The following is a 26,716-nucleotide window of genomic DNA, read 5'->3' as shown; positions in this document are numbered from 1 at the left end:
TTATTCATCTGAATCTCTTCACTCTGCAGTTGTAGAACTTGTTGCACACAAAGATGCACATCTAAGATACACTACAATTCAAAATTGGAGTAATGATGTCTATAACTTAGTTACCAAACGCGCCTACGCATACGAAGGTGCAACTGTTGAATGGATTGATGGAAACATTGGAAGTAAACTAACAATGAAGTACCCAGGTATTTACCTAATGGGCGAACGTGCATATGGTGAAACTCTTTCTATTGCATTTGCAGGAAAAGGACAACATCAAGACACTGGCGCTAAAATGGTTCACTTGGCACCAAATACTACATCCAAAATTACATCAAAATCTGTTAGCAGATTAGATGGACGTTCTACATATCGCGGACTCTTAAAGGTGGGCAAAGGTGCAACAAATGTCAAAGCAACAGTACGGTGTGACGCTCTGCTATTGGATGATACATCAAAAACTGATACCTATCCATACATGGAAATCAACCAGGAAGATGCAACAATTACTCACGAAGCAACAGTTGGTAAAATTGGAGATGAGCAAATATTCTATCTTATGAGCAGGGGATTTTCTGAAGAAGAAGCCTTGTCCTTAATTGTCAATGGTTTCATGGAGCCATTCACAAAAGAATTACCAATGGAATATGCAGTCGAACTAAACAGACTCATCAAACTAGAGATGGATGACTCTGTAGGTTAGTTTTCCTTTGAGTTGAAATGACGGACGGTCAAAAGACTCTGACAAACATACAAGTATGTTGTCTTGACAAATACGAAGCACAAAAGATGTCTAGCATGATTTTTCAAAACAAAGACAGGCAGGTGTTCATCAAAGACATACTAAGCGTTTATGAAAACGAAGTAGTAGTATCTTTACTTGACAGATCTGCACACTGCATAATGCTAAGAGACGTAACTCAGACAGAAAAGTTTGCAGACTTTATCCAACAGGTAGTGGAATGCAATCAGAAGATCACAGATGTAAAAATTGTTGGTGACACTGTCTTGCTGACAAAAGAAAATTCCAGATGACAAACATAATGACTAGTCTTTGGATACAAACAAAAACGGAATCTGATTTTGAGTATTGGTATGTAGACTATATTGATTGCGAAGTAATCAAAAGTGAAAAAAGACCAAAGTACCAAAGCATAAGGAAATGGAACGGTACAATTGAAAGTTTTCTTGAAACAAAAAACCTCAAATACAAAAAAGAAAAAGACAACACATTCAGATTTACAGAATAAGATATTTTCCAACAGAAGAACAGTTGACTTGATTTGAACAGATTGTTTTTGTTAGTTGAAACTAATTTCACAGCATTTTAAATAATAATTCAACGCTAAGTATTCTATGCCAATTGCAGAAAATTTTCCAGAGGGGCTAAAACCTATTGGAAAGATTACAAACACAAATGCTGAGAGTTTTCACTGGGTTTGGGGGCCAGGAAAATCTGACGGAGAGGCATTCAAGAACGAGGATGTCAAGAAAGCATACGCGGCTCGTGGAGAAGAGCAAGTCCCATTGGGTGTTAGCGGCACAATGGTTGCAGTTGACTGGGACTCTTGTGTAGCTGATGGCGCATGTATCGAAGCATGTCCGGTTCAGGTATTCCAGTGGTTCAGAACTGAAAAAGACATTCCTGCAAAAGATGCCATAGACCAATCGTTTGAGGGCACCGGAAGTTCTGCCAAGGATGAGAGAAAAGACTATACCGATAAAGCAGATCCTATACGAGAGTCAGATTGCATATGGTGTATGGCATGTGTTTCGGTTTGTCCTCCACAGGCAATCAAGGTTGATCAGGGAAATCTTGAGGCACATGAAAAGGCAGCAGGAACTTATGTCAAAATAGAGTCTGGGACAAACCCACATGCTCATGACTAATCATTATTTTTTTATTTGAATCCAACGTCCCATAGCTGCAAACAAGAAATTATTTGTGCAAGCCGACTTGTTTACATCAACATCCCAAGAACAAAATCCAGGCTATCTAATCTAAATCAAAGGAACATGCTTTTTGAATTCCTTTAATCTATTTCGAATGGTTACATTACTGATTCCAGAGATTCTGGATATTCTTAATTGAGAGATCTCTTTGTTGTTAAGAAGACATGCCATGTATATGGTTACAGCTGCAACTGAATCAGGCTTTTTTCCTGCTATGATCTTCTTCTTCTTCAAAGAATTGAATATTTCTATTGCATCTCTCTTTATTTTTTCAGGGAGTTCCAAATTGTTTGAGAATTTTATAATGCTGTTGACAGGATCGGCAACGGGCATATCAAGGTCCATGCTTCTGGACAGAATCCTGTAACTTCTTGAAACAGAACTCTTTTTTTCCTGGAGATGCTTTGAAATATCTGTTAGAGTCCTAACCGTTTCAAGTTCTCTGCATGATGCATAAATACACGCCCCAGTCATACTCCTAACTGATCTGCCCTGTACAAGGTTGTGCTCAAGAGCCTTCCTGTACAAGTATGAGGCTCGCTCAACGATGGCATCCGACAAAGCCATCTTATTTCTCAGTTTTTCCATCTCATTTAATGCAACAATCAGATTCTTGTTGCCAGATGAGCCTGTCTTGCTTCTTGAGTCCCATGTTCTCATTCGACTGTATGATTTTCTGAGTTTCAAGGGAACTGGATTGCCACTGGCATCATAATTTGAACTTCCCATGACCGTAGATAGTCCACCATCATGGATTCTATTGGTTATTCTAGGCCCTGTTCTGGAATTTGGTACGTTCTCAGAAAATCCATCATGTGATAGATCAATTGTATTTTGTTCGAGTACTTGCCCGCAATTTTTGCAAACCATCTCCCCTTTAACATCATCAAATACTGACGAAACGTGCATGCAGCCAAACGGTTTTTGGGAACAGGAAGAGGTCATTTTGCATCTCCGTGAGTATCTACTGAAAGTACAGACATACTGCATTGGCAATGTGTGTGCTCATGTTTATGTGCCCATAGCTAGTGTAAAAAAACGGAATATGATTTAGACAGACGCTACAGTTTTTTTCAACTTCCATTCCTGTTCCGTACTTTATGCACGAATCAACCATCATTGCATCTATATCGTTGTTCAAAGATTTAAGCAACATGAAAATTAGACTGGTCTAATTAGAGGAAGCTAACTGTTTTCTGTTTTTATTTCATGAATCCAGAAAAAATAGTTTGGACTAATTAGCTGTTTCTAATTTTAGAATTGTTTTTTAGTATAATTTGTTTTGACTGTGTAATGAACAACAAACATTGCAATGTATGCGATTCAAAATTAGAAGTTGAACACAGATGCAAGTTTTGCAACGAGCCAACAAGACTGTTTTGTCATACGTGCGGAATAATGGCTGAAAAAATTATGCATCCTGCATGCATGATAATAGACATGAATAACATGGTTCTGGAAGCACAAATACGCCGCAACTAATTTTATTTTTTTTAAAAAAAATCCCAAACTAATTCAGCAATAGATACATCTACCAAGATAGTCCCTTGAGTAAAATTTGTAAACTAGTTTGTTGCCCTATTCTCTCTTCTACGTTCTGAAAATTCGTATGTCATTTTTTGCACATTACCTCGTCCGTTCCAAGGTCGTTGTACAATGCCTCTATCGTATCCAGAGCACATTCGGATATGTATGGGTATGCAGTAGTTATTTGCGGGGCCATCAAATCCTCAGGTGCAGTAGAATGCCCCAATCCAAAACCGTGGCCCAGTTCGTGCCGCACTATAGTTTTTAGCTGAGGCATGCTCAGTTTCTCTACGTTGTATATTGTGATGTGAGCCTTTAGTATCTGATGTGAGTTTTCATCAATTACAGTGGTTGTATAGCCTGAAATTCCCTCAGGATGCGGCATATTGTTGAGTTCTATCAGAATGTCGCCTTCCCCTTTGTCTGTAACATGAAAATGCAGATTCTTGGGGATAGGGTGTAATGTTGTATTGTTGATGCTGTTTAATGCGCCATACCATCCCATGTAATATGTTGATGTCGTACCTTTAGGACCCTTGTGCAACAGGGAATCGTCTATCTCAATTTTCTCTAAGGACATGATCGTATCAAGAATTGCATCCTGTCTTTCTTTGGTTGCATAAGCAGAATCAACAACATGCACATGGAACAGATCTTCCTCAAGAATCTTCCATGCAGCCCAAGTTGATACTGTGTCACCCCTAAGGTTTTGTACTCGTAACATTGTTTTCATATGCTCTGGCTCATTTTGGACTACATCATTGTTTGAAAATGTAAAGAATCCGACAGTTCCTAACGAACCCACTATAGCTAGACAAACTATGATTAGCTTTGTATTCTGACCCTTTTTGAGATTATGTTTTATTAAATGCCTTAATGTTGCATTTTGCAATAGTTCTTTTTGTTTTTCATTTACGTTTTGCCTAGAGTCTTTGTTATCACTCAAAAAGATGGTCCCCTATTGAAAAATTTCTTGCACACTATTCTTGTGCTTTTTCTTACTGATTATGTCCAGTAGCAATGTTGGCGTTATGGGTTTCTCAAAGATCATGGGTATACCTAGGTCATGTATCTGTTTTGGACTGACTTTAGAACAAGTTAAGATTATTATATCAAGGTCCGGTTTGTCTTGCTTTATTGTTTTCAGATGGTTAAGAAACTCAGGATCATCTTCTAGGTATTCTGAAATGAATATGTCTGTTTTAAAAGAGCATGCAAGCGAAATAGCTGTTTGGAACTTGTCAGATACCATCACATGATATCCGTATGATTCAAGAAAGATCCCAAATGACTTTGACAGCGTGTCATCTCTGTCAAACACAACTATGTTCATACCCCCATATTATATGAAAAGTTGTTATTAAAGAGATCCAAGTCACAAATTATAATTACAAACCACTCACAAAAGCCATGCATGAAAATTAACAAATACGGGAATTTTAGAATAAATAGGCTTGGATCAGTTTTGGAAAAATTGTAGATTCGCAGAACAATACTATTTCTCAATAACAGAGTATGAATGAGATTTGAACTGAAAAGAAGTATGTCCATAAGAACATTAACGGTTCAATTCCACAGGGATTCAGATATTCCTTTGGAGTTCAAAACGGATGGATTTAGGCACAATCATACAGAATGTGGGTGCATTGCAAGACAATGCTTACTAGCATATTAAATGCGATAAGGACTTCTTGTTTGCATGAAAACTGCAAAAATTTCAAAATTTGATTGGTCAAGAGTTGACGACAAGCATTCTGGACATACCCAATACGAATGGGGAGAACCAGAAAAAAGGTCTAAAAAATAGATTTTAGATTCTAATCTTTAAGGGCTCGAACCACTTCTGGAGATAAAGATAAACGCATAAGCAACAAATTCAATTTGATGGGATTTTTTGATACAGAAAAAGGCGTAGACGAATACATCAAAATCGCTGAAGGCTATGACGGCACAGAATTAATCAAGATTTTACAAGAATATTTGCCTAAAAAATCCACAGTTTTGGAATTAGGGATGGGGCCTGGGAAGGATTTAGACATTCTAAGCAAAACTTTCACTGTTACAGGTTCGGATTATTCTCAAGTGTTCTTAGACAGATACAAAAAGGAAAATCCTGAATCGGATCTCCTAAAACTTGATGCAGCAACTCTTGATACTGAAAGGACTTTTGATTGTATTTATTCTAACAAAGTGTTACATCATTTGCCAAGAGAAGAGTTGAAAAAGTCTATTCAGAGACAAGCAAAAATTCTCAATCCAAATGGCATAATTTTTCATTCATTTTGGAAAGGAGACGAAGATGAAAACTTCGATGGGATGTTATTTACAAGATATCAGATTGATGAGTTGAAGCAAATTATCGGAGATAGTTTTGATATTTTGGAAATGAAAGTATACACTGAGATGGAAAAAGAGGATTCCATCTATGTGGTATTAAGCAAATCTGTATAGTGTTAAACCTTTATTGGAAATAAAAAATTTGAGAAAAACTTAGGTTTTCATTCCAAAATGAGAGTTCAGCCAATCAAAAAATCCCCCTTAAGAGAAATTGAGATGAAAAAACCGTAACAAGAGCACATACAGTCTGGGGAAAGCACGACGCAGTTGTACGGTTTGATCATTAATGGTTGTAAAAAGTTCTAAAATGGATCGTTGAATTTGCAACACTATTTGGTGAGATCAATTTGGCAAGATCAGAAAAAGTATCATACAAATCAGCATTAGACATCTAAAAAATAGGCCTAACTCTTGCTGACTTGCATACAAGAAATTGAGGTATCACATATCTAACAAGTAGTGTAGACAAACTAAACGAGCTTGGTATGTTTGTCTATAATGAATCCAAGAACAGCTCATGAAGATTTGCTGCAATTAACACATAGCAATTCCCCCTTAAAAGGTAAAAGTCCCATTTGAAGTAGATATGATACACTATGAGAGAGCGTAAATGACTCTTACATCTAGAGCATGTTGCAATCATATTTGCCCAATTATCTGGGCATTACTTGAATTTCAACGGATTGTTTTAATCAGAATAATTTGTCACATTTGAATAATACTTCAATAACACATGTCAAATTATATCTTCTTTGTTTTACGACGTGGTTTTGTTCTTAGCATTGATTTTCAACAAATTTATTTCCTCATGCCATTCATTTGAATTAATTTATCAAGCTTGATTGGTTAAAAAATTCATGGGTGTGTTGAGAATTATTTGTGTTGCATTGTGTTGCTACTAGTATATCAGTTACTTTTGCTATAGTAAAGTATGAAAACAGGTAGATTCATCAGAGAGGTGCCATTACACGTCTACTGAATTAGAAATATTTCAAAAAGGAGGTTTTACATCAACCCAGCCATCTACTTATGCATTAATGTCCAAGGCAGAGATCTTTGAAAGATTCTGTGAAGAAATTTATTTTCTTCAAAAAGATGTGCAGAAATTAAAACAAGAATACGTCCTGATTGAGAAAAACTCTCGACAACTACACAGGAATTTGGTTTTATCCATCAGCAAAAATACTTGATTGAAACATGGCAAGACGTGTAACTTTTGTAATTGATTATTCCACATACAAGAAACTTAGAGATCTTCAAGCAAAGATGATAAAGAATTCGAAAAACAACATAAGTTTCTCAAAGATGATAAATGATCTTTTGCGAAAGTCACTTTAGTCATGATAAATGGGAATTGATGGAATGAGAGATGAAAATTCTTTTCAGGATTAGGATTTAAAAGAGTTAGAAGTATCATAATTACAACACGATCTGGTCTTGATGCAGAACATTTAGCCAATCCTAATTCAGAATTAAATTTTTTCTTTTGGTAACACGAGATGCTAGCTCAGAGCACACACTTTGATGCTGCTCATCAGTTAGTCTAGAACAAGCACCAGATTTGTATCCTCCAGCCAAAAGAGAGTCTAATCCATCAAACAAACCTGCAAAAAGAATTTCAGGATCTTCTAATATCTTTGAGCGTTTTCTCCATAGTCCTTTAATTCTTCTTTATTTATTTCAGACTCATTTTCCAAAATAAATTTTTAAAAATCTCATGGTTTGATATCAGGTAATGTGATGAAGGCAGAATTTACTTCTCTGACAATATCTTGAGCATTGGAATCTCTGTGAGCAGAGATTAGAACAAGATAGTCTTTTGTAGGAATGCTTATCATTGTAAGATTGGTACGTCTAGAAACAATATAGTCAATAGTGCCTAATTTTTCATCAAAGTCTTTTCTCATCATATAGTCCAGCATTAGTTGTACATACATTGTCTGATTTTCCTTGTCAGGCAAAAGAGATTCAACGCCGTCTCTAAAGCCGCCTGCAATCTTTCTTCCCATTTTATTTAATACGCCAGCAAATCTAATCTGAGGCATAGAGAGAACTTTTTGACATGCAGTTTCCAAGTTTTCAATTTCAGAAGACACAAATAGCATTAAACGTTGCAAAATAAATACAATTCACTTTTTAGCATCCATTTGAAATGAATGGTTTTAGTTAATGGACTCTACAAAGTTCTTGCCGTCATCGGTCGCACATTGTCGTGGAAATGTTTTTTTGACAAGATTTCCCGCAGAAACGCATTCTTCAAAATTTGTAATTTTTGAATTACTACATTGGCCAGAATATGCCTGAATCATTTGGGCATTTTTTAATTTGCATTGATTGTTGTATGTTAAACCATCTAGTCCACATACAGGGGAAAATTCAAGAGTGCAAGCAATTACCGGAATATCTTCTTGCCATCCCCTATCTCTTAATTTGCCAACTGATTCTGGAAAAACACAATATGGGGCAGTGCTATATTCTCTAAACAGCAGAGCTCTATTCTCAGCACAGATGATACCATCTACAGAGATTCCAGCATGCTTTTGTTGCAGTGGCCTCAAATATGGCTCCGGGACTCCATTAACCTCACATATTTTTCCTGGATAAATTCCTGGACCGCAGCGGTCATTTAATACACAAATGTTTTCAAGCGCAACAAATCCTGGGGCACATATGTTATTGTAAGGAATGTGAGAAATATTATTTTTTGATTCAGCACCAAACTGAATTTTTGTTATTTCATTTACTTCAGCATTTACAGAAAAACCAAATAGTATTCCAACAGATAACAGCATGAAGACAAATGAAAGAATACCATACATGCAAGATATTGAATGTTTTTGATTAATTACATTTGCTGTGGTTTGTTTTTTGGACTCAGCATAAGTTGCTCATGTTGGTTGTGGGTGGCTTGTACCAATATTTTGTTTTAAGACTATACGCGTACAAACCAGTCCGATAATTGTTGCAAACCAAACTGTGGATAGTCTCATCATGATTACAACTGATGAAGCAACTGCAAGTTCAAGACCTTGCCTAACAAGTAAAAAGTCAGCCATTCCTTCATTAACGCCTATTCCTGCAGGAAGCATTGACAATACACCATATCCTAAAGCAGTAAAATGAATTTGAGATGTCAACAAATATCCCAGATCTACATTTAGGGACAGAAAAACGATGTATACTGCCAATGCATCCAAACTCCAACCAGCTACACTTAGCATCCAACCTGTTGCCATGTTTTTTGGTTTTGTTAGAATTGCAAAAGATCTACCAGGCTCAATATTTGATAGGCCTTCAGATAGAAATTTAATTTTAGATACTTGGGCATTTATGAAGCTAAAAAATCTCTTATTTTTCAGTACAACATAAAGTACTGCAAGCAACAGAGAACAAAAAAATACCAAAAGTGCAGATATCCATTCAAAATAAAATAATATCCCAACAAAAATTATTGAGGTTCCAGCAAGCAAATCATGATAGCGTTCTAAAAAAATCACAGAAAACGATTTTTCTGCAGAAATTTGGAATCCTTTTTTGAGATATACGGATTTAAGAAAAACTCCTATGCCTCCAGGGGTTGCCACCAAAGATAGGCCGGCTAAATAGACAAGCAAGTTTTTGTAAAAAGGGATTTTTTCCTCTAGCATAATCAAAAATTGCTTTTGGCGTAAACTTTTGACTATATGAGATGCAAATCCTATAAAGAAGATTGCCAATAACAACTCAACTCTGATTTTTGAAAAAGATTCAAAAATTTCACTAACGTCAGAAATTAAGATTAATGCAACATAGAAAACTATTGTTGTTGCAACTATTAACAGCCATTTTTGTTTAATTATTTCCATTATTGATTTCATTTCCATATCTCTAGAGATAATGATCTTAATAAGCCCATTTTATTTACAGGGTAAAAATAGGAATATTGAAAAAGGCTATTGTTCGTATTGGCTGAAGGCTTAGATTGTGCAAATTGTACGGAAATGCATGATGGTCATTTTTACAATTTTTGTAAATGTATTTGCCACGATAAAATTGCAAGAAAAATTGTGGGATAAAAGTATGCATTACTAATTTAATGATACGTATTGGGTAAACTCTTTGAGTCTAGTTCTAATTGTAATTTCTGTAATTCCTGACGTCTTTGAGATTTTAGATTGAGATATGTTTTTGTTGTTTTTGATGCATGCCATGTAAATTACAGTGGCGGCTACAGAATTAGGTTTCTTGCCTGCAACAACTCCCGTTGCTTTTAATTTGTCCAAAATTAATAATGCATCACGTTTGATAGTTTCAGGTGTTTTTAGATTGTTGCAATAACGCACAATGCTAGATGTAGGATCAGATATTTGAACTTCAAGGCATAGTTTCTGAAAAAGAAGACGATATGCCTTAGCTATGGTATTTTGTCGTTCATGAATCTGCTTAGCAATTTCTTTGATGGTTCTGCTAGTCCCCAGATCTCTGCAGGCTGCATATACACATGCTCCTGCAACTGCTTTTACTGTTCTGCCACGAATCAATTTTTTCTCTACTGCTTTTCGATAAAAATACCCAGATCGCTCTACTATGGCATCAGATAAGGACATTTTTTCTTTTAGTTTTCCAATCTCAGATAGTGCAACCATCAAACTTCGGTTGGAAGTGGACCCAGTCCTGCTCCTAGAATCCCATATGCGCATTCTGTTTAACTGACCTTTGAATTTGTGCGAAATGGGTTTCCCGCTAGAGTCAAAATTAGATTTAGCGATAATAGTAGATAGGCCACCATCATGAATAGTTAAAGTTGATTTTGGCCCCACTCTAACATTTTGTGAATTATCTGTAAATCCATCAGTGGAATAATCCACCATATTTTGAACCACAACTTGTCCACAGGTTTTGCAAATTTTTTCACCTGCATTTTCGTCAGATATCAAAATTTTATGATTGCAAGTTTGATGTATTTGTGTTAACATTTGATATCCATATACACTTGGTAAATTTATACAACGTGGAAATTAGAGTGAGCTAATTGTCATCCAACCAACATAAGAGATGCAATTCCTTTAACAACTATCAAACCACCAATAATAACTAAAAATTTAATGTCATGATTTTTTTTTGTTATTTGTACTTCTTTATTCATATAATAGATTACATTTTGTGAAATAAATAATGAATGTATTATTTGTGTTGCAATGTGTTGCAAAATTCAAAAAAATAAGACGTTAGAAAAAAAGAAATTAGATGGAGCTGTCATAGATGCACAACCATCTTTTATGTTCTCGTAATTCCACGTCTGAATCAAACGCGTTTCCGCATACACATTTGTGTATTCTTTGTTTCTGAACGACTTGCATACAGTACTGTAGTCAAAAAAACTATTTGATATTCGTGTATTCATTGTGTTACATTGTGTTGCTATTTGTTCCTAAGCGACAAGTCTCAGCAAACAAATCATTAGATTTATCAAAATGCAAGCAGAGGTTAGTTCTGAAGGAATTTTCTGTAAGTTGCATAATTTTGTGCGTAAATATTGCCTAAAATATGCAAATAAGTGTCAAAAGACTTTATCGTAGAAATTCGCATTTTGACATACGCATCAAACATTTTAGTGGACATTTCTACGTTCTGTATATGGTTTTTTTTCATGGTTTCAGAAAATTCTTGGATCTGTCTTAAAACTCCTTGATCAATATTTAACTTATCAAAAAATTCTTTTTCTGCAACATAACATGCACTACTAGCATCATCAAGCATGTGCAGGTATTGAGTATAAAGATCAGAGTATTTTTGTACAATTACGGGCATTTGGCACTCCATGCTTTGAATTATGTCTGAGGTGTTATTTTTCATAATGTCACATAAAGAAATTTTATCAGGTTTGGTCTTTGATTCAGCCATGCGTACATTGGTTTGTTTTGACTAAAAACCTTTGAGTTACATTTAGGAATTAATTTGTAGGTGAGGTCACTATTTCTGTATAAATTGAATCAGCATTGTTTGAATGAATCATAGCACCAAAAGATACACAATTACCGTTAGAGATCGTTTTATCATATACAATTGTTATTTGTTCAAAATCAGATACAACTCTTATTTCAAATGGAGGAATGTTAGTTTGGTTTGCACATATTGCAAAGTTATAACTGTACCAATTTGGAGAATATTCCATTTTGATTGTCTTAAGATGTTTTACTTCAAAGATTTCAGCAAAACTTGTATTAGATAATGCTAAAAATAAAATTCCAAATAATACGATAACCAATATTTTCATACGGGCATCAGAGGAATTTGAAGATATACCAGAATTCCTGCAAGAATCATGGTTGGTACTGAGATTACTGCACCCGGTTTAATCCATTCTTTGAGTGTAATGTGACCACGTTTGCGTCTTTCAAGCATTCCTATTGCGACAATATTTGCAGTACTGCCAATTAGAGTGAGATTGCCAAAAAATGTTCCACTAAACAGCATTCCCCACCAGAACGGGTAGTTGTGTACACCCATTTCTCCAAATTCATGAACTACCGGAATGAATGTAGCCACTGCCAAGACGTTATCCATTAACGCACTTAAGATGCTTGTTATGGGAACAAAAATGAAATACAATACGGATTCATCATTTCCGCTAATGTCATACATTCCCTGTGCCAGAACTGTTGTGACACCCAACATTTTCATTGTTCCAACTGATGCAAACAAGAAGATGAAGAATGCCAGCGTCCACCAGTCAACTCTTCGTTCTACTAGCTCTCGTGCCTTGTTGTGATTAAGGAATAGTACAATTCCTGCAGCTGCAAAAGCTACTCCGGGAAGAAGCACATTTTTCTCTAATCCAAGTGCCTCCTCCATTGGACTGTGTGCAACAAGGGCTGCAATTGTTCCTATGAATATTATCCAAGGAATTCTAAAGTCCTGTTTTTCTTTGGAGTCATCTGAGGTTTCCTCCAAGAGAAGAGATTCAGATTCGTCAGTAGCCTTTCCATCAGATTGTCCTTTTAATGCAACTCCCATCTGATGAATGTATTTTCTAAAGTAAAGCAAGCTTAGTGGTACTGCCACAGCCAGACCGGCAATTGAGACAGGAGTGGCCCATCTAAGAAATTCCATGAATGTAAGATCTGCCCTCATTGCAATCAAGACACCAACAGGATTACCAACTACGGTAGCACTGCTTCCAATGTTTGTTGCAAATACTGTCATCATAACTAATGGAATAGCACTGATTCTGAGCTTTCCTGTAAGATGCAAGACAGTAGCAGTCATAAACAAAATTGATGTAACTTCATCTACAAGTGCAGCAAATAGTGCAGACATTAACATCAAAACAACAACTAATTTGATTGGATTCTTTCCAACCCCTTTCATGATTTTTCCTAGAAGATGCTCAAAGAATTTTTTCTCTTCTAGAAAACCAACAACTATCATCATTCCTACCAAAAATAAGATCATATCAAATCCTGCAAACTCAATCATGGTATCTGTATCAAGTAGTCCTAATCCCAACATGACAGCTATTCCAACTAGAGCAAATGCAAGCCTAAATCTCCAAAATAGTAGAGTTCCTACAATTAAAGATGCAAAAACAGTTACAGAAGCAATCTGTGCAGTGTTTAATCCAGCAAAACTAACAGTAATTGCAATGGCAGCTAGGATGATTGGATACAGGTACTGATTTTTTATCATCAATTAACCTCAGGCTTTGACATTATCTGTAAATGATCATTCTCTTTTACTATCCAGATTTGGAATCCATTTTCAACTAATAAATTAAAAACATCAAACCATGGAAACTCTTTGTTATCTGTTACAATTATCTCGTATCCGCCATAATCCTCAATTACCTTACCAGTAGAACCAACTCTTTCTATCAATCTTTGATACATGATTATTTTTTTTCTCCGTCTATCAACAATACAGGACAAAAGATTTTCTCAAGTACTTTTCTTGAAATACTGCCAAGTTTCAAGATGCCTTTTACTCCAGATAGTTTCTTTCTTTTTGCCATTATTACCATGTCATATTTTCCTTCATTTGCAATACGAATAATCTCCTCATCTGGATAACCATGAACAACTTTGATGCTGGTAGGAATTCCTTTTTTGCGAAGTTTTACTGCTTTTGATTCTAACAATATGTGCATTTGTGTTTTCATCTCTCCTCGTGCTTTCTTTAAATCTTGGGCAAATTGTTTTTTTTCTCCACTCAGAGATAATGATGGAGGGATTGGAATATGTTCAACTACGTGTAAAATAGTAAGTGCCGAATTATTTGTACTTGCAATTTGACCAGCATGCTCAAGGGCTTTGTCCCCTGCAGGAGAGCCTGCATGTGGTACTAAGATTTTTTCATACATTGATAATGACTCCTCTAATTTCGCAATTAAAATAGTATGTGAAATGTCGTAAAAGAATTCCAGATCTAGTACTATCAAACAATCTTACTTTCATGATTCAAAAAGAAAATTATTCCAAATATACAGATAGCAACACAATGCAACACAATGAATACACGAATATCAAATAGCTTTTTTGACTATTTTATCCCATGAGACGAAAGCTAAGCCAGACAGAAATTGAGGCACAAAGGAAAGAACAGAAAATGCGGGCTGTACTTTCCACTGTAGCAATGAAAAGTGGCAAAATACTCAAAATTGCAGGCAAGGTAGCCAAACAGGCTACAAAATTCAAAGAACCCAGATCACAAAAAAAGATTGCCACTATTAACAAATCTCGATACTAGGTTGCCATCTAGTATCATTTTCTATTAAAAAATTTTTAAAAAAATCAAAGAGTGATTTTCTTTTTACGCGGTTTTGATCTCATCCGGGTTTTGCAACAAGGGCATTTTACTTCCTCTGAAAACAGAAATACCGCACATAATGAACACCATTTTTGTCCGATTTTATATCGAAGACTATTTGGAATTGGAATGGATTTTAGAGTTTGGCATAGTCCTTTGCACATCTGAGCCATTAATCCCACCTCCATTTTTCAAATTCTTTTTTTCTTCTCATGGCATTACTTGCACAACATAATGATTATACTGGTAGCAACACAATGTAAACAAAAGAATAAAATCTATCTTTTAGTTATTTTCAGCAAATTTTTGATTATCTGTAAGATTGTTTAATGTATAGTATTCTTAATTACTAATCTTTTGGAAATTTGAATGTGATTCTATTTTTTGTAGATTGTACATCCAAGCTTTTTTGAACAATGTCATGAAACAACTCAGTGATGAGTGTCTTGACATACAATGACCATTTTTCTCCCAGATCATGGTTGATCTTCAAAATGTACCATGATTTGTCAGAATTTACATCGTGTTGCATCCATGCCACATATAGCCAAGATCTTATAATTTCGATAAATTCCTCTATAGAGTATTCACCTTTCATAAAATTCAATATATCTGAAAACGTGTCTTTTTCTACTTCTTCTGCAAGTTGGATAATTTCTTCATCACTCATTTTGTTAATAGAGTATTGAACAAAAGGCTTGGTCATTGGCAGTAATCCCAATTTACGCTCGTATCTTTCCCACAAGATATGATTGGCAAGGATTTTTGTGACTAGTGAATTTACGTTAATCTTTTCTAATTCTGCGTCTTTTTTAATTTCTTCAATAAGCTCAGGATCTAATCGGAATGTTATTGTTTGACTCTGCTTTTTTTTCACAAAAAAATATCAAGTTTAATAGATGTTAAACCTTTTGATAATTTTTGAATATATTCAGTTGCAAAAATTTTAGATTCAAAATTCATACAATTTCAGCAAAATAGATAAGTTGCAAATTGTTATTTTTTGGTGTTCTCAAAATCCTACGCATGGTTATTGACAACCAGTATTTGATGATCAAGAATACATCTAGTGAGATTTATTAAATTCATCAAACCTACATGAATTCTAGATAAAGAGTACAGGACGATTTCATAACCAATTCAAATACCTTTTGTTGAAATTAACCATAGAAGAATATCTTTCTATGATTATATCTACAAATTTTTAACTACCGTGTTCTGTTCAAATCATAGTGAACACATTTGAAATCAAACTGCTCTGATTTTTTTCTTTCTCTTGGTTGTTCATTTAGTTTCAATTTTTCACCTCAAAATTAGTATGCATGCATGATTGATAAAACACTAGCAATACATTGTGGGACATTGTTTTCATCAGTTTAATATTTCAAAAGAACCAATAGACAGTATGAAAAAAATTCGGGTACCAATAGATGGATCCCCAAATTCCTTTAGGGGGCTCTCCAAAGCAGTTGAGATTGCAAAACATGAAAATGTTTCACTTTTCCTTTTTCATGTTGTGACTGCCTCTCCTTCAATCGTTATTGGCGCCTCAAAAAAAGTGGTTAATGAAAAAATTATGAAAGGTATTAAAAAGAACATTATTGATCCGGCCGTTGAAAAATGTAAGAAAAAAGACATTCCTCTTGAGTATAAGCTAGTCTATGGATCTGATCCAGGTTATGATATTGTGAAATTTGCCAATTCCTATTCGTTTTACATGTTAGTAATAGGAGCTCGTGGAACCAGTAAGCTAAAGAAAATTTTTGTTGGAAGTGCATCAGACTATGTACTGAACAAGGCAAAAATGCCTGTTTTGTTGGTTAAATGACTTGAGTATGTTAAGGTAGAATTTAATGACTTTTAAGAAAATTCTTGTTCCATTTGACGGATCTCTGCAGTCAGGAAAAGCATTCAAAAAGGCAATCGAGATGGCACCAAAATTCAATTCTCAAATTATGCTTCTTACGATATTACATAAAAAACCAAAAAATCTCTCTCTTGATAAAAAAATAATTCAAGAGATTCTAAACGAGGATGATTTTTCAACGAAAACCATCAACAGGTTAATGCAAATTGCACAAGACAAAAAAGTTCAATTGGATTTTGATGTAGAATTTGATTCTTCAATTCCAAATGGAATATTGAGATATTGCTAATCCGAACAAAATTGATCTTATTGTAATTGGTTCCTATGGAATAACAGGTCTTCAAAAACTAGTTCTAGGAAGTGTTGCGTATGGAGTTATTCAAAACACTAAACTTCCCATCATACTAGTAAAATAAAATTTTTCAAATCTATGAATAAAATAAAATGGAATGTTTTTGAGAATAAATTGTTCCATTATTAAATGGTGTATGGTGGTATTATTAATATAAAAAATAAAAACTAGGCTTTAGTATTTAATATTCCATGGTCACCTCCAATTTTTTCATAATTGATTATGGTCATCATTACAGATATACTAGTAGCAACACAATGCAACACAAAGAATTCGCAGTTAATTTATGTCATTTTGAAATATCTACTATTATGAAAACACAACAAATTTCAACATGGGACAAAATGGTTCACGCTCCATTCAAGAAAGTAGTGAAATTTGATCTATTATGCATGGGAATTGGAGCTGTGATGGGAATAGGAATAGGTGCTTTTCTTGTTGCTAGCGGAACAATAAGTTAGCATCTTTCTTGTTTTTTATTTAACATGCATTATTCCAACAAACCATAGTTTTGTAAGTGATTTAGGCATAAATTGTGACAGATTTAGAAGCTAGTTTCTATTTTAATTGCAATAGCAAATTATTCAATGATTTTGAATTTAGAAAAATGGGCAAAGGGGAAAAAGGGTTTACCTACATGAAATTTTATGTAGGTAGAGACCTGCATATACCATTCCTACCATTATGCCCAATGCAGAAGTATATGCAGCAAAAATTATTGTGTTTCTAAGACTAACGTATCTTGTGTGTTTTGGTTTGTACATTATTAGAGATTTCATTTTTTTCACCTCAAGGAAAGTAAAGGGAAGATCGCTCATAAATGAGTAGTATTACATTGTGTTGCTACTAGTATATCTGTAATTATTGAAAAAAATACTCATGAAAAGACCAGACATCCCAATCGAAATCAATGATCATTTGTTAATTTATGGAAAAGAATCTTGGGAAATAGAATACAATGAAAAATGTCCACTTTGTGGTTCCAGAATTGATGAATTTCAGTCGTGTGCATGCGATGCAGGTGGAGATTAGCATAATTTATTCTGTGAAATTGAAAAACTAACTGCGAGGTAGAATTTGGAAAAAAGAATTTCTCAATGCAAATGTTGTGGGACTAAATTTGATAACCGTGCAAGTGATTATTGCAGTACAGAATGTTCAAGACGTGCATTAGATCCTACTAAGCAATGTACTGAAGTTACAAGAGACAGGACAATAAATTAGGAACAAATCTCAAATTTGGCCTTTGTTAGATGAGACATCTTCGAATACAACAGCAACACATTGTGTGACATTGTTTTCCATGAATTAAAATAAAATTATGACGTAATACTGTCATGAAACATAGAAACACACGATTCAGCAAACAAACAAGTGTAGGAGATTATTTCAAAATAGTCTTTATTGCATCGTTAATTCTGATGATAGCAAGCATGTTGATTGCAATGGTTGAGGAAAATAGCAAATCACCAGTAGACAGACCGCAAATTAGAGTAAATTCTGAAGAATCCGCTTCAGAACTCAGTATTTTGCAAATGATTAGTCCTGCATACGCACAAACTGACTATGTCCATACATATGATACTAGCATAAAATCATACGAGACAGTGTTTGTCAGTGGTGCAATGGATGTTCGTGCAGACCACAAACCTGCAACCATGTCTTTGATTGGACCTCAAGGAGAGATCATCTATGCCATACCTACTGAATTGGATGAAAAAGGACAATTCAAATGGCTGCTACACCCTCCAGCAGGGGGATTTGAGATTGGCATAAACAAGATCATCATGTCTCATCCTGATTTGGAGTTAGAACTACTAACAGCATTTGAAGTAACTGAAGAGGTCCAACTAGCATCAGAAATGTCACGAAAGATTTGATCTTTTGTAACATATCCTGTTTTTTGTTTAAACAGAAAATATTTTCAGAAGTTTTGATAAACTGAAGAGTCTGAATAACTATGTTACATGATGCCAAATTAATGTAAATGTTTTAAAAATTACCACTAGGTTTACAATAATGTTTTTTTTTAATATGAAAAAATCAATATTTCTTTTATGAAAAGAATAAACCAGAACAATATTGAAAAATGTTCAGAAATAATTTATAATAAAAATGTGTACGAATATCTTAGGAGTGAAAAATAGATTGGCATCTACAATTTTTAAAGATATTTTAGTTCCCTATGACGGTTCAAAAAATGCATTTCGTGCTTTTGATGTAGCAGTGGACATTGCAAAAAAATATAATTCAAACATTACTGTATTGACATGCATTACAAAGCCAGCCTATCGCGGAACATGGTATCATGATGCAAGTGCATCGTCTCCAAAAATGAAAAAAGAAGAAAAAGCAGCTGAAGAAAAAATTTCCAAAATGATAGAACCTGTAAAAAAGAAAACAGATCTATCAATAAAGCATAAAATTATTCCAGTAATTTCAGCAACAAATGAAATCTCATCTTTTGCAAAATCACACAAAATGGATCTTGTCGTCATGGGTGCACATGGAAAAACAGGTTTGGAAAAAATATTACTTGGAAGCATCTCGCAAGGGGTCAGTCAAAAATCACACTGTTCTGTAATGATTGTAAAATGAGAAAATCTCTCTTTATTTTTTAAAATTTGAGCCTAATCTAGAAGACTTGGACCATTTCTGGGTTTGAATCTCATCAGATTGAACCAAAATCTATCAATTAAGAATTTTTTAGAAAATATTGTCTAAATTTTCATTTGCTTTACGCCAAATACTATTGTGCAAGTATTGGCTTAGATATCGGATTCAACATGATGAATTTGGAATTATCACACTTCCACACATTAGATCATAAACATATTCATTCTAAGTTGTTTTAAAAAAACTGTCTTGGTTTTTTGCGTTTAGGGGTTGTTCTTAGAAGAGTATGGCAACAAGGACAACGGATGTATTCGGATTCAAAATAATTAGAACAGAATGAACAAAAACGATGATTGTTGAGATATCGCAAAGAATTGCGAAGAGGTCTTGCTTTGTTTAGGTGACAGACACCTTTACACATGTATCCCATTTTCTATTTGCTCCTTAGAACTAGATGTTGCTTTTTCAACCAGTTCTAGTTGGAACTTTCTTGATCATCATCTAATATCATAAAAATTTCTCTTTCTGATAGATATACAGGTAGCAACACAATGCAACACAATGAATACACCATTATGAAATACTATTTTCACAAAATAGATTCATGGAAGTCCTCCAAATAGAAAAAAAATACAGATGTGTTTGTGGAAGTATGTTTAAGACAGACTTTCAATTCAGAGAGCATAAACGCTGGTTATGCATTTACGAATCAGGTCTATAATTTTTAGACCGTTTTTTTAGAAATTTCAAACAATTGATTGGGTTTGAATATCACAAATTCAAAGTTCTAAAAAATAATTTTTTGTTTTTAATTTATACTAGTACTATCTTCAAATGTACCAATTTTGTTTTAATCTCTATGTGTGTATCAAAATCATCTAACGTCCATGGGTGAGAAACCAAATTATTTGCTTATTCATCTAGTTTCTCACCCAATTCTTTTCTCAAACCGAAAATTTGGAATCAAGTCTAGCAAGGCTTGAACCAGTTTTGGACAAAATTGTTGATTCACAGACCAACTTCTGTTTTGTGCATATTGGCTAAGAATTTTTTAGAAAATAATGTCTTGGTTTTCCACTTGATTTAGATTTAATCTAAGTTTGCTTCTATTTCGATTTGGGTCTGTAAGGATTCAACTCCAGGGGGATCAGCTATGTTTTGAGAACAAAAATTGGTAAAAAAGGCTTGAAAATTAGTTTTGATGACTAGTCGTCATCATCAGGCTTGTCTAGTGCATGTTTGATGGCTTTCATTGCATGTTCCCATGCTTTCTTGTAACTATCTATTGCCTTGTCAGGCTTTCCTGTATCACGAAATGAATCACCCTTTGCAAAGTCTTCAGCAGATTTTGTAATTTCTTTGTCTACTTTCTTTTGGTCTTTTGGATTTGTTACCGGTGTGTTTTCAGCCTCCAACATTGCAGTAATGGTCAATACCCTGTCAGCATTTACCAGAGTATCAATACCAAAATGAGCTGCTGTCTTTAGTTCAGGACTTGGTGTCTTCTTGTTGTCATCATCATCGTCATCGTCATCCTCGTCAGGATTTATAATTTTGAGAAGTTTCTTTACAGCACTCTTTTCCTCATCAAAGACTTTATCTCCTTTCTTATCATTTAGATTCACCTCATCCTCCCATAGTTTTATCTCAAGACTCTTCTCAATCTTTTTGATTGTATCTCTAACGTCTTTTGATTCTGATTCAAATGGTTCAAGCGTTGTTAGAACTCTGTTCTTTAGGTCTTGAGCGCCAAGGACTGTTGCGATAAATGTGTCACTGCTTGTTCCTGCGTCATCATCATCAATAGTTACAGTTACGGCATATTTGCCAGGTAAACGATAGATATGACTTTCAGATGCAGCGCCTTCAGTCAACACTCCAAGACTTCCAGGGGTTTCATCAATGATTAGTGATGTGTCACTTCCTTCGCCCCAATTGGCAGTTCCAACAAAGTCTTCATATGTAGAGCACACTGCACAGTCAAATCCAGGATCTGTAAATGTAGAAGGATCAAGCTTGACCAAATCATGAATTACAGCCTCTTGATCATTTCCAGCTTCAACAGTTGGAGCAACGTTTTGAACTTGAACTATTCCTGAATCAACTGTACAATTATGTTCGTCACATACTTGTAATGAAACAGTAGGTGTTGCAGGTCCATCTGCTGTATCTGTAAATTCAACTGTCTCACCAGGAGTCTCAAAAGTACCATCATCATCCAAATCCCAGGAATAGGTCAGTGGCTGAACAGGAAGATCAACATCAAATGAGGCAGAACCATCAAGCATGATTGTAGAGCCCTCATGGACAACATATGGGCCTCCAAATACTGCAGTTGGTGGAACTTCTGGGTCTAACTCAAAGCTTGCAAGTTGCACTGTATTGAATCCTCCAAGGGCAAACGTGTCATCAGAGATTACATCGTTTCTTTCTTGCTCTCCCTGTGGACCGCTGTTCCATACTGCTGGGAGGGTAATGAATTTGCCATCAAACACCACTGCAGGAGTTTCGCTGATCTTGTGGAAGTGTGGACCGTGATGGCAATGGAATCCTGAGCAGAGGAATCCATGACAGTGACAGTCAGAATAATGTGGAACAGGATTGTAGACAGGAATTGGAGGCACGACAGTAAATCCAGGAACTTCCAAAAATGCCTCAAGTGATTTCATAGTGACATCACTTTCAGTGCTGACTTCAGTAAACTGTGAAAGAGTAGTCTTGTCTGAATCAAGCAAGATTGTCGGAGTAACAACAATTGGCTCTGTTCTTCCTTGTGGAAACACAACGTTGATTTCACTGTTTTCGCTGAAAATCACTGAAGTTACTTGGCCAGAACCATCAACGTCAACGTCAACTACAGAACCAGTCACTCCCTCAACAGGACTGCTGAAATCTAATTTTGTTAGAATTCCAGTGTTGAATCTAAGTTCTTGGTTTGCAATAAAGTCAATGTCAGACTTTGCATCAAAGAAGTCATAAGATAATTTTGCTCCTGGAACTGGAACAGATGCTCCAAATGATGGACAGACTATTGGAAGTGGAGGAATTCCAGCTGCTAGACATTTCAGATTTGTGTAAACTTTGTCAATATCAATTACCATTGAAGAGAACGTATTGGAACCAAACCCAACAACTTCTCCTGAAGGTTTTACTGATACATCCTCAACCTCTACTGACACAGGACCAAAAGTTGCGGCAGTCCCAATCAATGCGTTTGATACAAAGTCTGGAACAACATTTGTTGTTCCAGCAGCATCAAAACTAAACATGGTAGTCTTTCCTGTGTCAAAATCAATGTCTGGAATTGCAAACAAGTCAGCACATCCAAACAACAGACACACATCGGTATCAATGAATTCCTTCAATCCCATATCAAAGAACATTGTAAGGTCGCCTTTTGATGAAGAATCAATGTTTGCATTTGCAGAATCTAAAGTCCATTGAGAACTAATTGGAACACTTTCACCTGCCAAGAATGTATTTGCATCTAGATGTTCAATTTCAACATCACCTGGATAATACACATCTACTGTTCCCTCAAGGTTTTCAGTACCTGCAGACATGCTCAAGTGTCCGCTTGTTCCTGCACTAATTCCTCCACCCAATTTCTTTTTGGCCAGAGTCACATAGTCACTTGCACCATCACTTTCATCCCATGACTGAGGAGTAAACAAGTCCCAACTTGCAGAACCGTCATTTGAAGGACTCCAGATGTCCTGATCAGTTGTAGTAAATGTGGCATCACCACTAAATGAGGCAAAGACATCAGGTGGAGACACCAGACCACTTCCCGGACCAGATGTACTTACAAAGACGCCAACATCAAATGATGAAACGCCACTGCCGTCATCATCGCTAACGGCAACAGTTACAGAGTATGCACCATTTGAGAGATAATTATTTGCCAAAGAGAATGTCATGTCAGGATTTAATGCAAGTGGTTGCACTCCTGTTCCGTCACCGTAATCAACTGTTGCACTCCAAGAGTCATTACCAGGATCTGAAAAGGAACCGGTTGCTGTAAAGTCCTTATTATCACCTACTGTTTTGTCATCAACACCAACTATTGGAAGAACATTTTCAACAGTTACAGTTCCAGTATCAGAACTTGAAGATAAACCATCATTAGCAGAAACCATTACAGTATACACTCCATCATTAGAATAGACATGACTAAGATCAATTGAGCCGTCAGGATTTGGAACTACAACTTGTGGTCCAGATCCATCTCCATAATCTACAGTTATTGTTGGAATTTCACTTCCAGGATCTGAAAAAGATCCCAAGGATGAAAACAAGTCACCTTCGTCAATTGTCACATCATTCCCTGCATCAACTGTTGGTGCAACATTGTCTACTGTTACACTAAATTTGCCAAAAACAGAATCGGCGCCATCATCAACTGTTACAGTAACATCATAGACCCCATCATTGTCATAGACATGTTCAAGCAAGAACGTTTTGTCAGATTCAAACCCGACGTTTGATGTTCCAGTTCCGTCACCAAAATCTACTGAAACCACCCAAGGATCTTCTCCAGGATCAACAAATGAGCCAGTAGTTGAAAACAAGTCTCCCTCATTGATGGTGCCATCGGTACCAGGAGTAAGTGTAGGCGTGACATTGTTGACAGTAACAACAAACTCTGCACTGGTTGTAGTGCTATCAGGAATTCCATCCCCATCAGTGTCAACTCCAGGACCATCAGTAATGGTAATTGTTACGATAAAGTGGCCATCACTTAGAAATGTATGATTAAGATCAAATTCCTTGTTAACAGAATCAATTACGAGGTCTTCAAAATCAGAATCGCCCCAAATCACACTTGCAGTCCAAACATCGCTTCCAGGATCAATAAAAGAAACATCAGGAATTGAAATAGAATCGCCTTCATCTATAGTAAGATTTGGAATCGGTTCTACTACAGGAAGCACATTGTTTACAGTTACAAGAGCTGTTTCAACAACAATATCAGATCCATCATCAACTGAAACTTTTACCTCGAATGGAAGCCCTGCATTAAGAGAATTGTTGTCTTGAGAATAGACATGATCAAGTTCAAATGTTTTTCCAATTAAGACAAGCGGTTGTATTCCAGAACCATCGCCATAATCTACAGTTGCAGTCCAAGAATCTGCATCAGGATCTGCAAATGAACCTGAGTAAGAAAATGTATCGCCTTCGTCAATTGTATCTCCAGAACCTGCATCAACAACAGGGGCAATGTTTGAAGGTACATCATCTACAGGGTTATTTGGATCAGTCTCTCCTGCATCTACAATACCATTAGCATTTAGATCCTCATCGCCATCAGGCAATCCTCCACCATCAGTGTCTGTAGAAAGAGGATTAGTTGTTGTTGCACCAGCGTCAGCATCTGGCACAAACACGCCAGGGTCAGAATCAGCACCTTGTGGAGATGCAAGACCAACTTCTACACCATCAGTCAACCCATCCCCATCTGAATCAGAATTTAGTGGATCAGTGCCATGAATGTTAACTTCTGTGCCATCAAGTATTCCATCATCATCAGTGTCATCATCAAAAGGATCAGTGGCATAAATTGAAGTTTCATCAGAATCATCTAGTCCATCTGCATCGCTATCAACAGCAAATGCCTGTTGTGAAAATGAAAATCCAGTTAACAAAAGACTAAACAACACCCCTAACAATAATCCACGACCATGCATACCTAGGATCATCGCATTGATTATGATAATTAAAGATGATCAGATGTTAGCGATCAATATGACACATACAAGATTATGAACACTGTATTTAGTCAAAAGTAAAAAATCCGATCACATTCTAAAAACTTGGAATGAAAATACAAATAATTTTTCAGAATGATTCCTCAGAGACTTGAACCAATCATGATTTAACAAATAGGGATTTAGAATTAGTCAGAAAATATTGTCCAAATCATGAATAGTATTTTTAACTTAATTGTGCAAAATTAGTTTTCACATAGGGATTCTGATGTCTCAAAACAAATTTTATGTAACTGCAAATTCAAGATTTTTTCTAATTTAGATGATTCACCTACTGTAGATCTCAAGTATGCATAATAATCTTGGTTCAAACCAAATTTGGTTACAAAGTTTTTTCCATTTAAGAATATTCAGCAATCCAAGGAAGAATTGTGCAGTCATTTGCATATTCAATTTTGATGTATCCATATCCAGCATGTCATCTATGACATATTTTTTAATAGACGTATCTCGTTTAGGAATTCAAGAATAAATATTTCTAGTAATATACTAATAGTGAAGATGGAGGAAGATTTCCAAGATATTGAAGACATCAGTAATGATTTTCAAAGATACATGGCAATAAAACAAATGAATTTGAACCAAATTAGGAAAAAACAATTTCAATCCAGCATGAGTAAGAAACCTAGAGAAAGGTTTGAAAATATGATGTATGAAAAAAAGAAATTTGAAAGAAAAGAGATATCTCAGATAAGCCACATTGTTGAAGAAGTTAACAGAAAAATCAGTTTCAATCTCAAGAACATCAAGAAAGATGAGATCTTTAAGAAAAAAGAGGCAATTCAGAAAATGATAATTCTGAATGAAATCGAGAGGAAAATTTCAACTAAGGAAGAAATCACGGAAAGAAAGACATTTGCACAAATAGTAGATTTGCTCACTCATGTTGAAATTCTTTTAGAAACTCCAGCATTGCCTCCAAAACAAATCGAACACTTGAAAAAAGCTAGAACAAACATTCTGCTAGGTTTGAACCTAACAGATACAAATCCGTGAACCCAAATGTATCACAAAATGTGCAGTATTCTTGGCAGCATGACCGTAATAGGATGTGCATTAATGTAATTACGTATTATTACATGTTCATCTTATTATACAGATTGTCAGAAAAAGCAGTATGAGAATCATAAATACTAAGATCTTCATAATAGGTGACTGCGGGAATGAGAGTGTTAGTAATAGATGATAATTCAGAGATAACAGATATGCTTTCCAGGTATCTTAAACTGGAGAATATTGGAGTTACAGTCTCAAATGATGGCAGAAATGGTCTAGTATTAGTTCGGAATTCAAATTTTGACAGAATAATTTTAGATTTGGCAATGCCAGAATTTTCCGGAATGGAAGTATTAGAAACAATATGTAATGAAAGAATCGTCGAACCAAACAAGATAATTTTGTTTACAGCATCATCAATTTCCCAAGAGGAAACAGACAGAATGCTTGCATTAGGTACAAAAGCATGTTTAAAAAAACCTGCCAAGATGAATGAATTGCTACAGGTCTTAAGATAATAGA

Annotated in this window: 30 protein-coding genes; 15 read left to right on the top strand and 15 right to left on the bottom strand. The window is 35.4% G+C overall.

Annotated elements, in window-relative coordinates; all coding sequences use genetic code 11:
- The 3 genes from Q0941_RS02940 to Q0941_RS02930 all read left to right on the top strand — a co-directional run.
- The coding region (locus Q0941_RS02940) for a SufD family Fe-S cluster assembly protein (protein WP_299291193.1) at nucleotides 1-694 on the top strand (694 nt) is incomplete at its 5' end.
- A 17-nt stretch (nucleotides 695-711) separates the two neighbouring features.
- Complete coding sequence (locus Q0941_RS02935) at nucleotides 712-1,026, top strand: hypothetical protein (RefSeq protein ID WP_299291191.1); 315 nt, start codon at nucleotides 712-714, stop codon at nucleotides 1,024-1,026.
- 321 nt (nucleotides 1,027-1,347) lie between these two features.
- A complete protein-coding gene (locus Q0941_RS02930; RefSeq protein WP_299291189.1) occupies nucleotides 1,348-1,881 on the top strand; it encodes a ferredoxin family protein in 534 nt (177 codons plus the stop codon).
- Nucleotides 1,882-1,992: 111 nt separating this feature from the next.
- On the opposite strand, the gene Q0941_RS02925 is transcribed toward Q0941_RS02930, so the two are convergent.
- Together Q0941_RS02925 and Q0941_RS02920 are read right to left on the bottom strand one after the other, a co-directional pair.
- Nucleotides 1,993-2,889 (bottom strand): transcription initiation factor IIB, encoded by an 897-nt coding sequence (locus tag Q0941_RS02925; protein WP_299291187.1) that lies wholly within the window; start codon nucleotides 2,887-2,889, stop codon nucleotides 1,993-1,995.
- 667 nt (nucleotides 2,890-3,556) lie between these two features.
- Nucleotides 3,557-4,417, bottom strand: a complete 861-nt coding sequence (locus Q0941_RS02920; protein ID WP_299291185.1) for a matrixin family metalloprotease — start codon at nucleotides 4,415-4,417, stop codon at nucleotides 3,557-3,559.
- Nucleotides 4,418-5,355: 938 nt separating this feature from the next.
- Between Q0941_RS02920 and Q0941_RS02915 the strand changes: the two genes are divergently transcribed.
- Together Q0941_RS02915 and Q0941_RS02910 are read left to right on the top strand one after the other, a co-directional pair.
- Complete coding sequence (locus Q0941_RS02915) at nucleotides 5,356-5,922, top strand: trans-aconitate 2-methyltransferase (protein WP_299291183.1); 567 nt, start codon at nucleotides 5,356-5,358, stop codon at nucleotides 5,920-5,922.
- 1,083 nt (nucleotides 5,923-7,005) lie between these two features.
- Nucleotides 7,006-7,146, top strand: a complete 141-nt coding sequence (locus Q0941_RS02910; RefSeq protein ID WP_299291181.1) for a hypothetical protein — start codon at nucleotides 7,006-7,008, stop codon at nucleotides 7,144-7,146.
- Nucleotides 7,147-7,269: 123 nt separating this feature from the next.
- On the opposite strand, the gene Q0941_RS02905 is transcribed toward Q0941_RS02910, so the two are convergent.
- The 10 genes from Q0941_RS02905 to Q0941_RS02860 all read right to left on the bottom strand — a co-directional run bounded on the left by Q0941_RS02905 (nucleotide 7,270) and on the right by Q0941_RS02860 (nucleotide 14,146).
- Nucleotides 7,270-7,410: a DUF6659 family protein gene (locus Q0941_RS02905; protein ID WP_299291179.1), complete on the bottom strand. Its 141-nt coding sequence runs from the start codon at nucleotides 7,408-7,410 to the stop codon at nucleotides 7,270-7,272.
- 113 nt (nucleotides 7,411-7,523) lie between these two features.
- Nucleotides 7,524-7,904 (bottom strand): DUF6659 family protein, encoded by a 381-nt coding sequence (locus Q0941_RS02900; RefSeq protein WP_299291177.1) that lies wholly within the window; start codon nucleotides 7,902-7,904, stop codon nucleotides 7,524-7,526.
- A gap of 66 nt (nucleotides 7,905-7,970) precedes the next feature.
- On the bottom strand, nucleotides 7,971-8,627 hold the full coding sequence (locus tag Q0941_RS02895) for a Kazal-type serine protease inhibitor family protein (protein ID WP_299291175.1): 657 nt from the start codon (nucleotides 8,625-8,627) through the stop codon (nucleotides 7,971-7,973).
- Nucleotides 8,628-8,696: 69 nt separating this feature from the next.
- On the bottom strand, nucleotides 8,697-9,665 hold the full coding sequence (locus tag Q0941_RS02890) for a lysylphosphatidylglycerol synthase transmembrane domain-containing protein (RefSeq protein ID WP_299291173.1): 969 nt from the start codon (nucleotides 9,663-9,665) through the stop codon (nucleotides 8,697-8,699).
- Between the two features lie 210 nt (nucleotides 9,666-9,875).
- Nucleotides 9,876-10,724 (bottom strand): transcription initiation factor IIB, encoded by an 849-nt coding sequence (locus Q0941_RS02885; RefSeq protein WP_299291171.1) that lies wholly within the window; start codon nucleotides 10,722-10,724, stop codon nucleotides 9,876-9,878.
- Between the two features lie 550 nt (nucleotides 10,725-11,274).
- Nucleotides 11,275-11,691, bottom strand: a complete 417-nt coding sequence (locus Q0941_RS02880) for a hypothetical protein (RefSeq protein ID WP_299291169.1) — start codon at nucleotides 11,689-11,691, stop codon at nucleotides 11,275-11,277.
- Between the two features lie 49 nt (nucleotides 11,692-11,740).
- Nucleotides 11,741-12,064: a hypothetical protein gene (locus tag Q0941_RS02875; protein WP_299291167.1), complete on the bottom strand. Its 324-nt coding sequence runs from the start codon at nucleotides 12,062-12,064 to the stop codon at nucleotides 11,741-11,743.
- Nucleotides 12,061-13,476 carry an SLC13 family permease gene (locus Q0941_RS02870; RefSeq protein WP_299291165.1) on the bottom strand — a complete coding sequence of 472 codons (1,416 nt, stop codon included), beginning with the start codon at nucleotides 13,474-13,476 and terminating at the stop codon, nucleotides 12,061-12,063. The genes Q0941_RS02875 and Q0941_RS02870 overlap by 4 nt, the downstream gene beginning before the upstream one ends.
- Nucleotides 13,476-13,676 (bottom strand): hypothetical protein, encoded by a 201-nt coding sequence (locus Q0941_RS02865; RefSeq protein WP_299291163.1) that lies wholly within the window; start codon nucleotides 13,674-13,676, stop codon nucleotides 13,476-13,478. The genes Q0941_RS02870 and Q0941_RS02865 overlap by 1 nt, the downstream gene beginning before the upstream one ends.
- A gap of 2 nt (nucleotides 13,677-13,678) precedes the next feature.
- Nucleotides 13,679-14,146, bottom strand: a complete 468-nt coding sequence (locus Q0941_RS02860; RefSeq protein ID WP_299291161.1) for a universal stress protein — start codon at nucleotides 14,144-14,146, stop codon at nucleotides 13,679-13,681.
- A 191-nt stretch (nucleotides 14,147-14,337) separates the two neighbouring features.
- Here Q0941_RS02860 and Q0941_RS02855 point away from each other — a divergent pair, with 191 nt between their 5' ends.
- Nucleotides 14,338-14,532: a hypothetical protein gene (locus Q0941_RS02855; protein WP_299291159.1), complete on the top strand. Its 195-nt coding sequence runs from the start codon at nucleotides 14,338-14,340 to the stop codon at nucleotides 14,530-14,532.
- A 409-nt stretch (nucleotides 14,533-14,941) separates the two neighbouring features.
- Here Q0941_RS02855 and Q0941_RS02850 read toward each other — a convergent pair whose 3' ends face one another.
- Entirely contained in the window at nucleotides 14,942-15,469 is a 528-nt protein-coding gene (locus Q0941_RS02850) for a hypothetical protein (protein ID WP_299291158.1), read from the bottom strand.
- Nucleotides 15,470-15,997: 528 nt separating this feature from the next.
- Here Q0941_RS02850 and Q0941_RS02845 point away from each other — a divergent pair.
- The 4 genes from Q0941_RS02845 to Q0941_RS02835 all read left to right on the top strand — a co-directional run bounded on the left by Q0941_RS02845 (nucleotide 15,998) and on the right by Q0941_RS02835 (nucleotide 17,272).
- Nucleotides 15,998-16,420: a universal stress protein gene (locus tag Q0941_RS02845; RefSeq protein ID WP_299291156.1), complete on the top strand. Its 423-nt coding sequence runs from the start codon at nucleotides 15,998-16,000 to the stop codon at nucleotides 16,418-16,420.
- A 25-nt stretch (nucleotides 16,421-16,445) separates the two neighbouring features.
- Nucleotides 16,446-16,748, top strand: a complete 303-nt coding sequence (locus Q0941_RS02840; protein WP_299291154.1) for a universal stress protein — start codon at nucleotides 16,446-16,448, stop codon at nucleotides 16,746-16,748.
- A complete protein-coding gene (locus Q0941_RS10425) occupies nucleotides 16,741-16,875 on the top strand; it encodes a universal stress protein (RefSeq protein WP_367277464.1) in 135 nt (44 codons plus the stop codon). The genes Q0941_RS02840 and Q0941_RS10425 overlap by 8 nt, the downstream gene beginning before the upstream one ends.
- 247 nt (nucleotides 16,876-17,122) lie before the next feature.
- Nucleotides 17,123-17,272 (top strand): hypothetical protein, encoded by a 150-nt coding sequence (locus Q0941_RS02835; RefSeq protein ID WP_299291152.1) that lies wholly within the window; start codon nucleotides 17,123-17,125, stop codon nucleotides 17,270-17,272.
- A gap of 168 nt (nucleotides 17,273-17,440) precedes the next feature.
- Here the strand turns inward: Q0941_RS02835 and Q0941_RS02830 are convergent, their stop codons facing one another.
- Complete coding sequence (locus Q0941_RS02830; protein ID WP_299291149.1) at nucleotides 17,441-17,590, bottom strand: hypothetical protein; 150 nt, start codon at nucleotides 17,588-17,590, stop codon at nucleotides 17,441-17,443.
- Between the two features lie 100 nt (nucleotides 17,591-17,690).
- On the opposite strand from Q0941_RS02830, the gene Q0941_RS02825 reads away from it, so the two are divergent.
- The 3 genes from Q0941_RS02825 to Q0941_RS02815 all read left to right on the top strand — a co-directional run bounded on the left by Q0941_RS02825 (nucleotide 17,691) and on the right by Q0941_RS02815 (nucleotide 19,409).
- Nucleotides 17,691-17,843, top strand: coding sequence for a hypothetical protein (locus Q0941_RS02825; protein WP_299291147.1), 153 nt, complete (start codon nucleotides 17,691-17,693; stop codon nucleotides 17,841-17,843).
- A gap of 305 nt (nucleotides 17,844-18,148) precedes the next feature.
- Nucleotides 18,149-18,691: a hypothetical protein gene (locus Q0941_RS02820; RefSeq protein ID WP_299291145.1), complete on the top strand. Its 543-nt coding sequence runs from the start codon at nucleotides 18,149-18,151 to the stop codon at nucleotides 18,689-18,691.
- Nucleotides 18,692-18,959: 268 nt separating this feature from the next.
- Nucleotides 18,960-19,409, top strand: coding sequence for a universal stress protein (locus Q0941_RS02815; RefSeq protein ID WP_299291143.1), 450 nt, complete (start codon nucleotides 18,960-18,962; stop codon nucleotides 19,407-19,409).
- Nucleotides 19,410-20,632: 1,223 nt separating this feature from the next.
- On the opposite strand, the gene Q0941_RS02810 is transcribed toward Q0941_RS02815, so the two are convergent.
- Entirely contained in the window at nucleotides 20,633-25,075 is a 4,443-nt protein-coding gene (locus tag Q0941_RS02810) for a PKD domain-containing protein (protein ID WP_299291141.1), read from the bottom strand.
- A 624-nt stretch (nucleotides 25,076-25,699) separates the two neighbouring features.
- Here Q0941_RS02810 and Q0941_RS02805 point away from each other — a divergent pair.
- Together Q0941_RS02805 and Q0941_RS02800 are read left to right on the top strand one after the other, a co-directional pair.
- Entirely contained in the window at nucleotides 25,700-26,194 is a 495-nt protein-coding gene (locus tag Q0941_RS02805) for a hypothetical protein (protein WP_299291140.1), read from the top strand.
- A 167-nt stretch (nucleotides 26,195-26,361) separates the two neighbouring features.
- Nucleotides 26,362-26,712, top strand: coding sequence for a response regulator (locus Q0941_RS02800; RefSeq protein ID WP_299291138.1), 351 nt, complete (start codon nucleotides 26,362-26,364; stop codon nucleotides 26,710-26,712).
- The last annotated feature ends 4 nt before the right edge of the window (nucleotides 26,713-26,716 follow it).

Origin of the sequence: Candidatus Nitrosopumilus sp. (assembly GCF_028278985.1) — an archaeon.
GTDB lineage: Archaea > Thermoproteota > Nitrososphaeria > Nitrososphaerales > Nitrosopumilaceae > Nitrosopumilus.
The sequence above is the reverse complement of the archived record's forward strand: the minus strand, read 5'-3'. Positions and strand labels throughout refer to the sequence as shown.

Bases quoted from the DNA above. Each gene is read 5' to 3' on its own strand.
- Q0941_RS02935 (WP_299291191.1), top strand. From the start codon at position 712: ATGACGGACGGTCAAAAGACTCTGACAAACATACAAGTATGTTGTCTT.
- Q0941_RS02930 (WP_299291189.1), top strand. From the start codon at position 1,348: ATGCCAATTGCAGAAAATTTTCCAGAGGGGCTAAAACCTATTGGAAAG.
- Q0941_RS02925 (WP_299291187.1), bottom strand. From the start codon at position 2,889: ATGACCTCTTCCTGTTCCCAAAAACCGTTTGGCTGCATGCACGTTTCG.
- Q0941_RS02915 (WP_299291183.1), top strand. From the start codon at position 5,356: ATGGGATTTTTTGATACAGAAAAAGGCGTAGACGAATACATCAAAATC.
- Q0941_RS02910 (WP_299291181.1), top strand. From the start codon at position 7,006: ATGGCAAGACGTGTAACTTTTGTAATTGATTATTCCACATACAAGAAA.
- Q0941_RS02895 (WP_299291175.1), bottom strand. From the start codon at position 8,627: ATGTATGGTATTCTTTCATTTGTCTTCATGCTGTTATCTGTTGGAATA.
- Q0941_RS02890 (WP_299291173.1), bottom strand. From the start codon at position 9,665: ATGAAATCAATAATGGAAATAATTAAACAAAAATGGCTGTTAATAGTT.
- Q0941_RS02880 (WP_299291169.1), bottom strand. From the start codon at position 11,691: ATGGCTGAATCAAAGACCAAACCTGATAAAATTTCTTTATGTGACATT.
- Q0941_RS02875 (WP_299291167.1), bottom strand. From the start codon at position 12,064: ATGAAAATATTGGTTATCGTATTATTTGGAATTTTATTTTTAGCATTA.
- Q0941_RS02870 (WP_299291165.1), bottom strand. From the start codon at position 13,476: ATGATAAAAAATCAGTACCTGTATCCAATCATCCTAGCTGCCATTGCA.
- Q0941_RS02865 (WP_299291163.1), bottom strand. From the start codon at position 13,676: ATGTATCAAAGATTGATAGAAAGAGTTGGTTCTACTGGTAAGGTAATT.
- Q0941_RS02860 (WP_299291161.1), bottom strand. From the start codon at position 14,146: ATGTATGAAAAAATCTTAGTACCACATGCAGGCTCTCCTGCAGGGGAC.
- Q0941_RS02855 (WP_299291159.1), top strand. From the start codon at position 14,338: ATGAGACGAAAGCTAAGCCAGACAGAAATTGAGGCACAAAGGAAAGAA.
- Q0941_RS02845 (WP_299291156.1), top strand. From the start codon at position 15,998: ATGAAAAAAATTCGGGTACCAATAGATGGATCCCCAAATTCCTTTAGG.
- Q0941_RS02840 (WP_299291154.1), top strand. From the start codon at position 16,446: ATGACTTTTAAGAAAATTCTTGTTCCATTTGACGGATCTCTGCAGTCA.
- Q0941_RS02835 (WP_299291152.1), top strand. From the start codon at position 17,123: ATGAAAACACAACAAATTTCAACATGGGACAAAATGGTTCACGCTCCA.
- Q0941_RS02830 (WP_299291149.1), bottom strand. From the start codon at position 17,590: ATGAAATCTCTAATAATGTACAAACCAAAACACACAAGATACGTTAGT.
- Q0941_RS02825 (WP_299291147.1), top strand. From the start codon at position 17,691: ATGAAAAGACCAGACATCCCAATCGAAATCAATGATCATTTGTTAATT.
- Q0941_RS02820 (WP_299291145.1), top strand. From the start codon at position 18,149: ATGAAACATAGAAACACACGATTCAGCAAACAAACAAGTGTAGGAGAT.
- Q0941_RS02805 (WP_299291140.1), top strand. From the start codon at position 25,700: ATGGAGGAAGATTTCCAAGATATTGAAGACATCAGTAATGATTTTCAA.
- Q0941_RS02800 (WP_299291138.1), top strand. From the start codon at position 26,362: ATGAGAGTGTTAGTAATAGATGATAATTCAGAGATAACAGATATGCTT.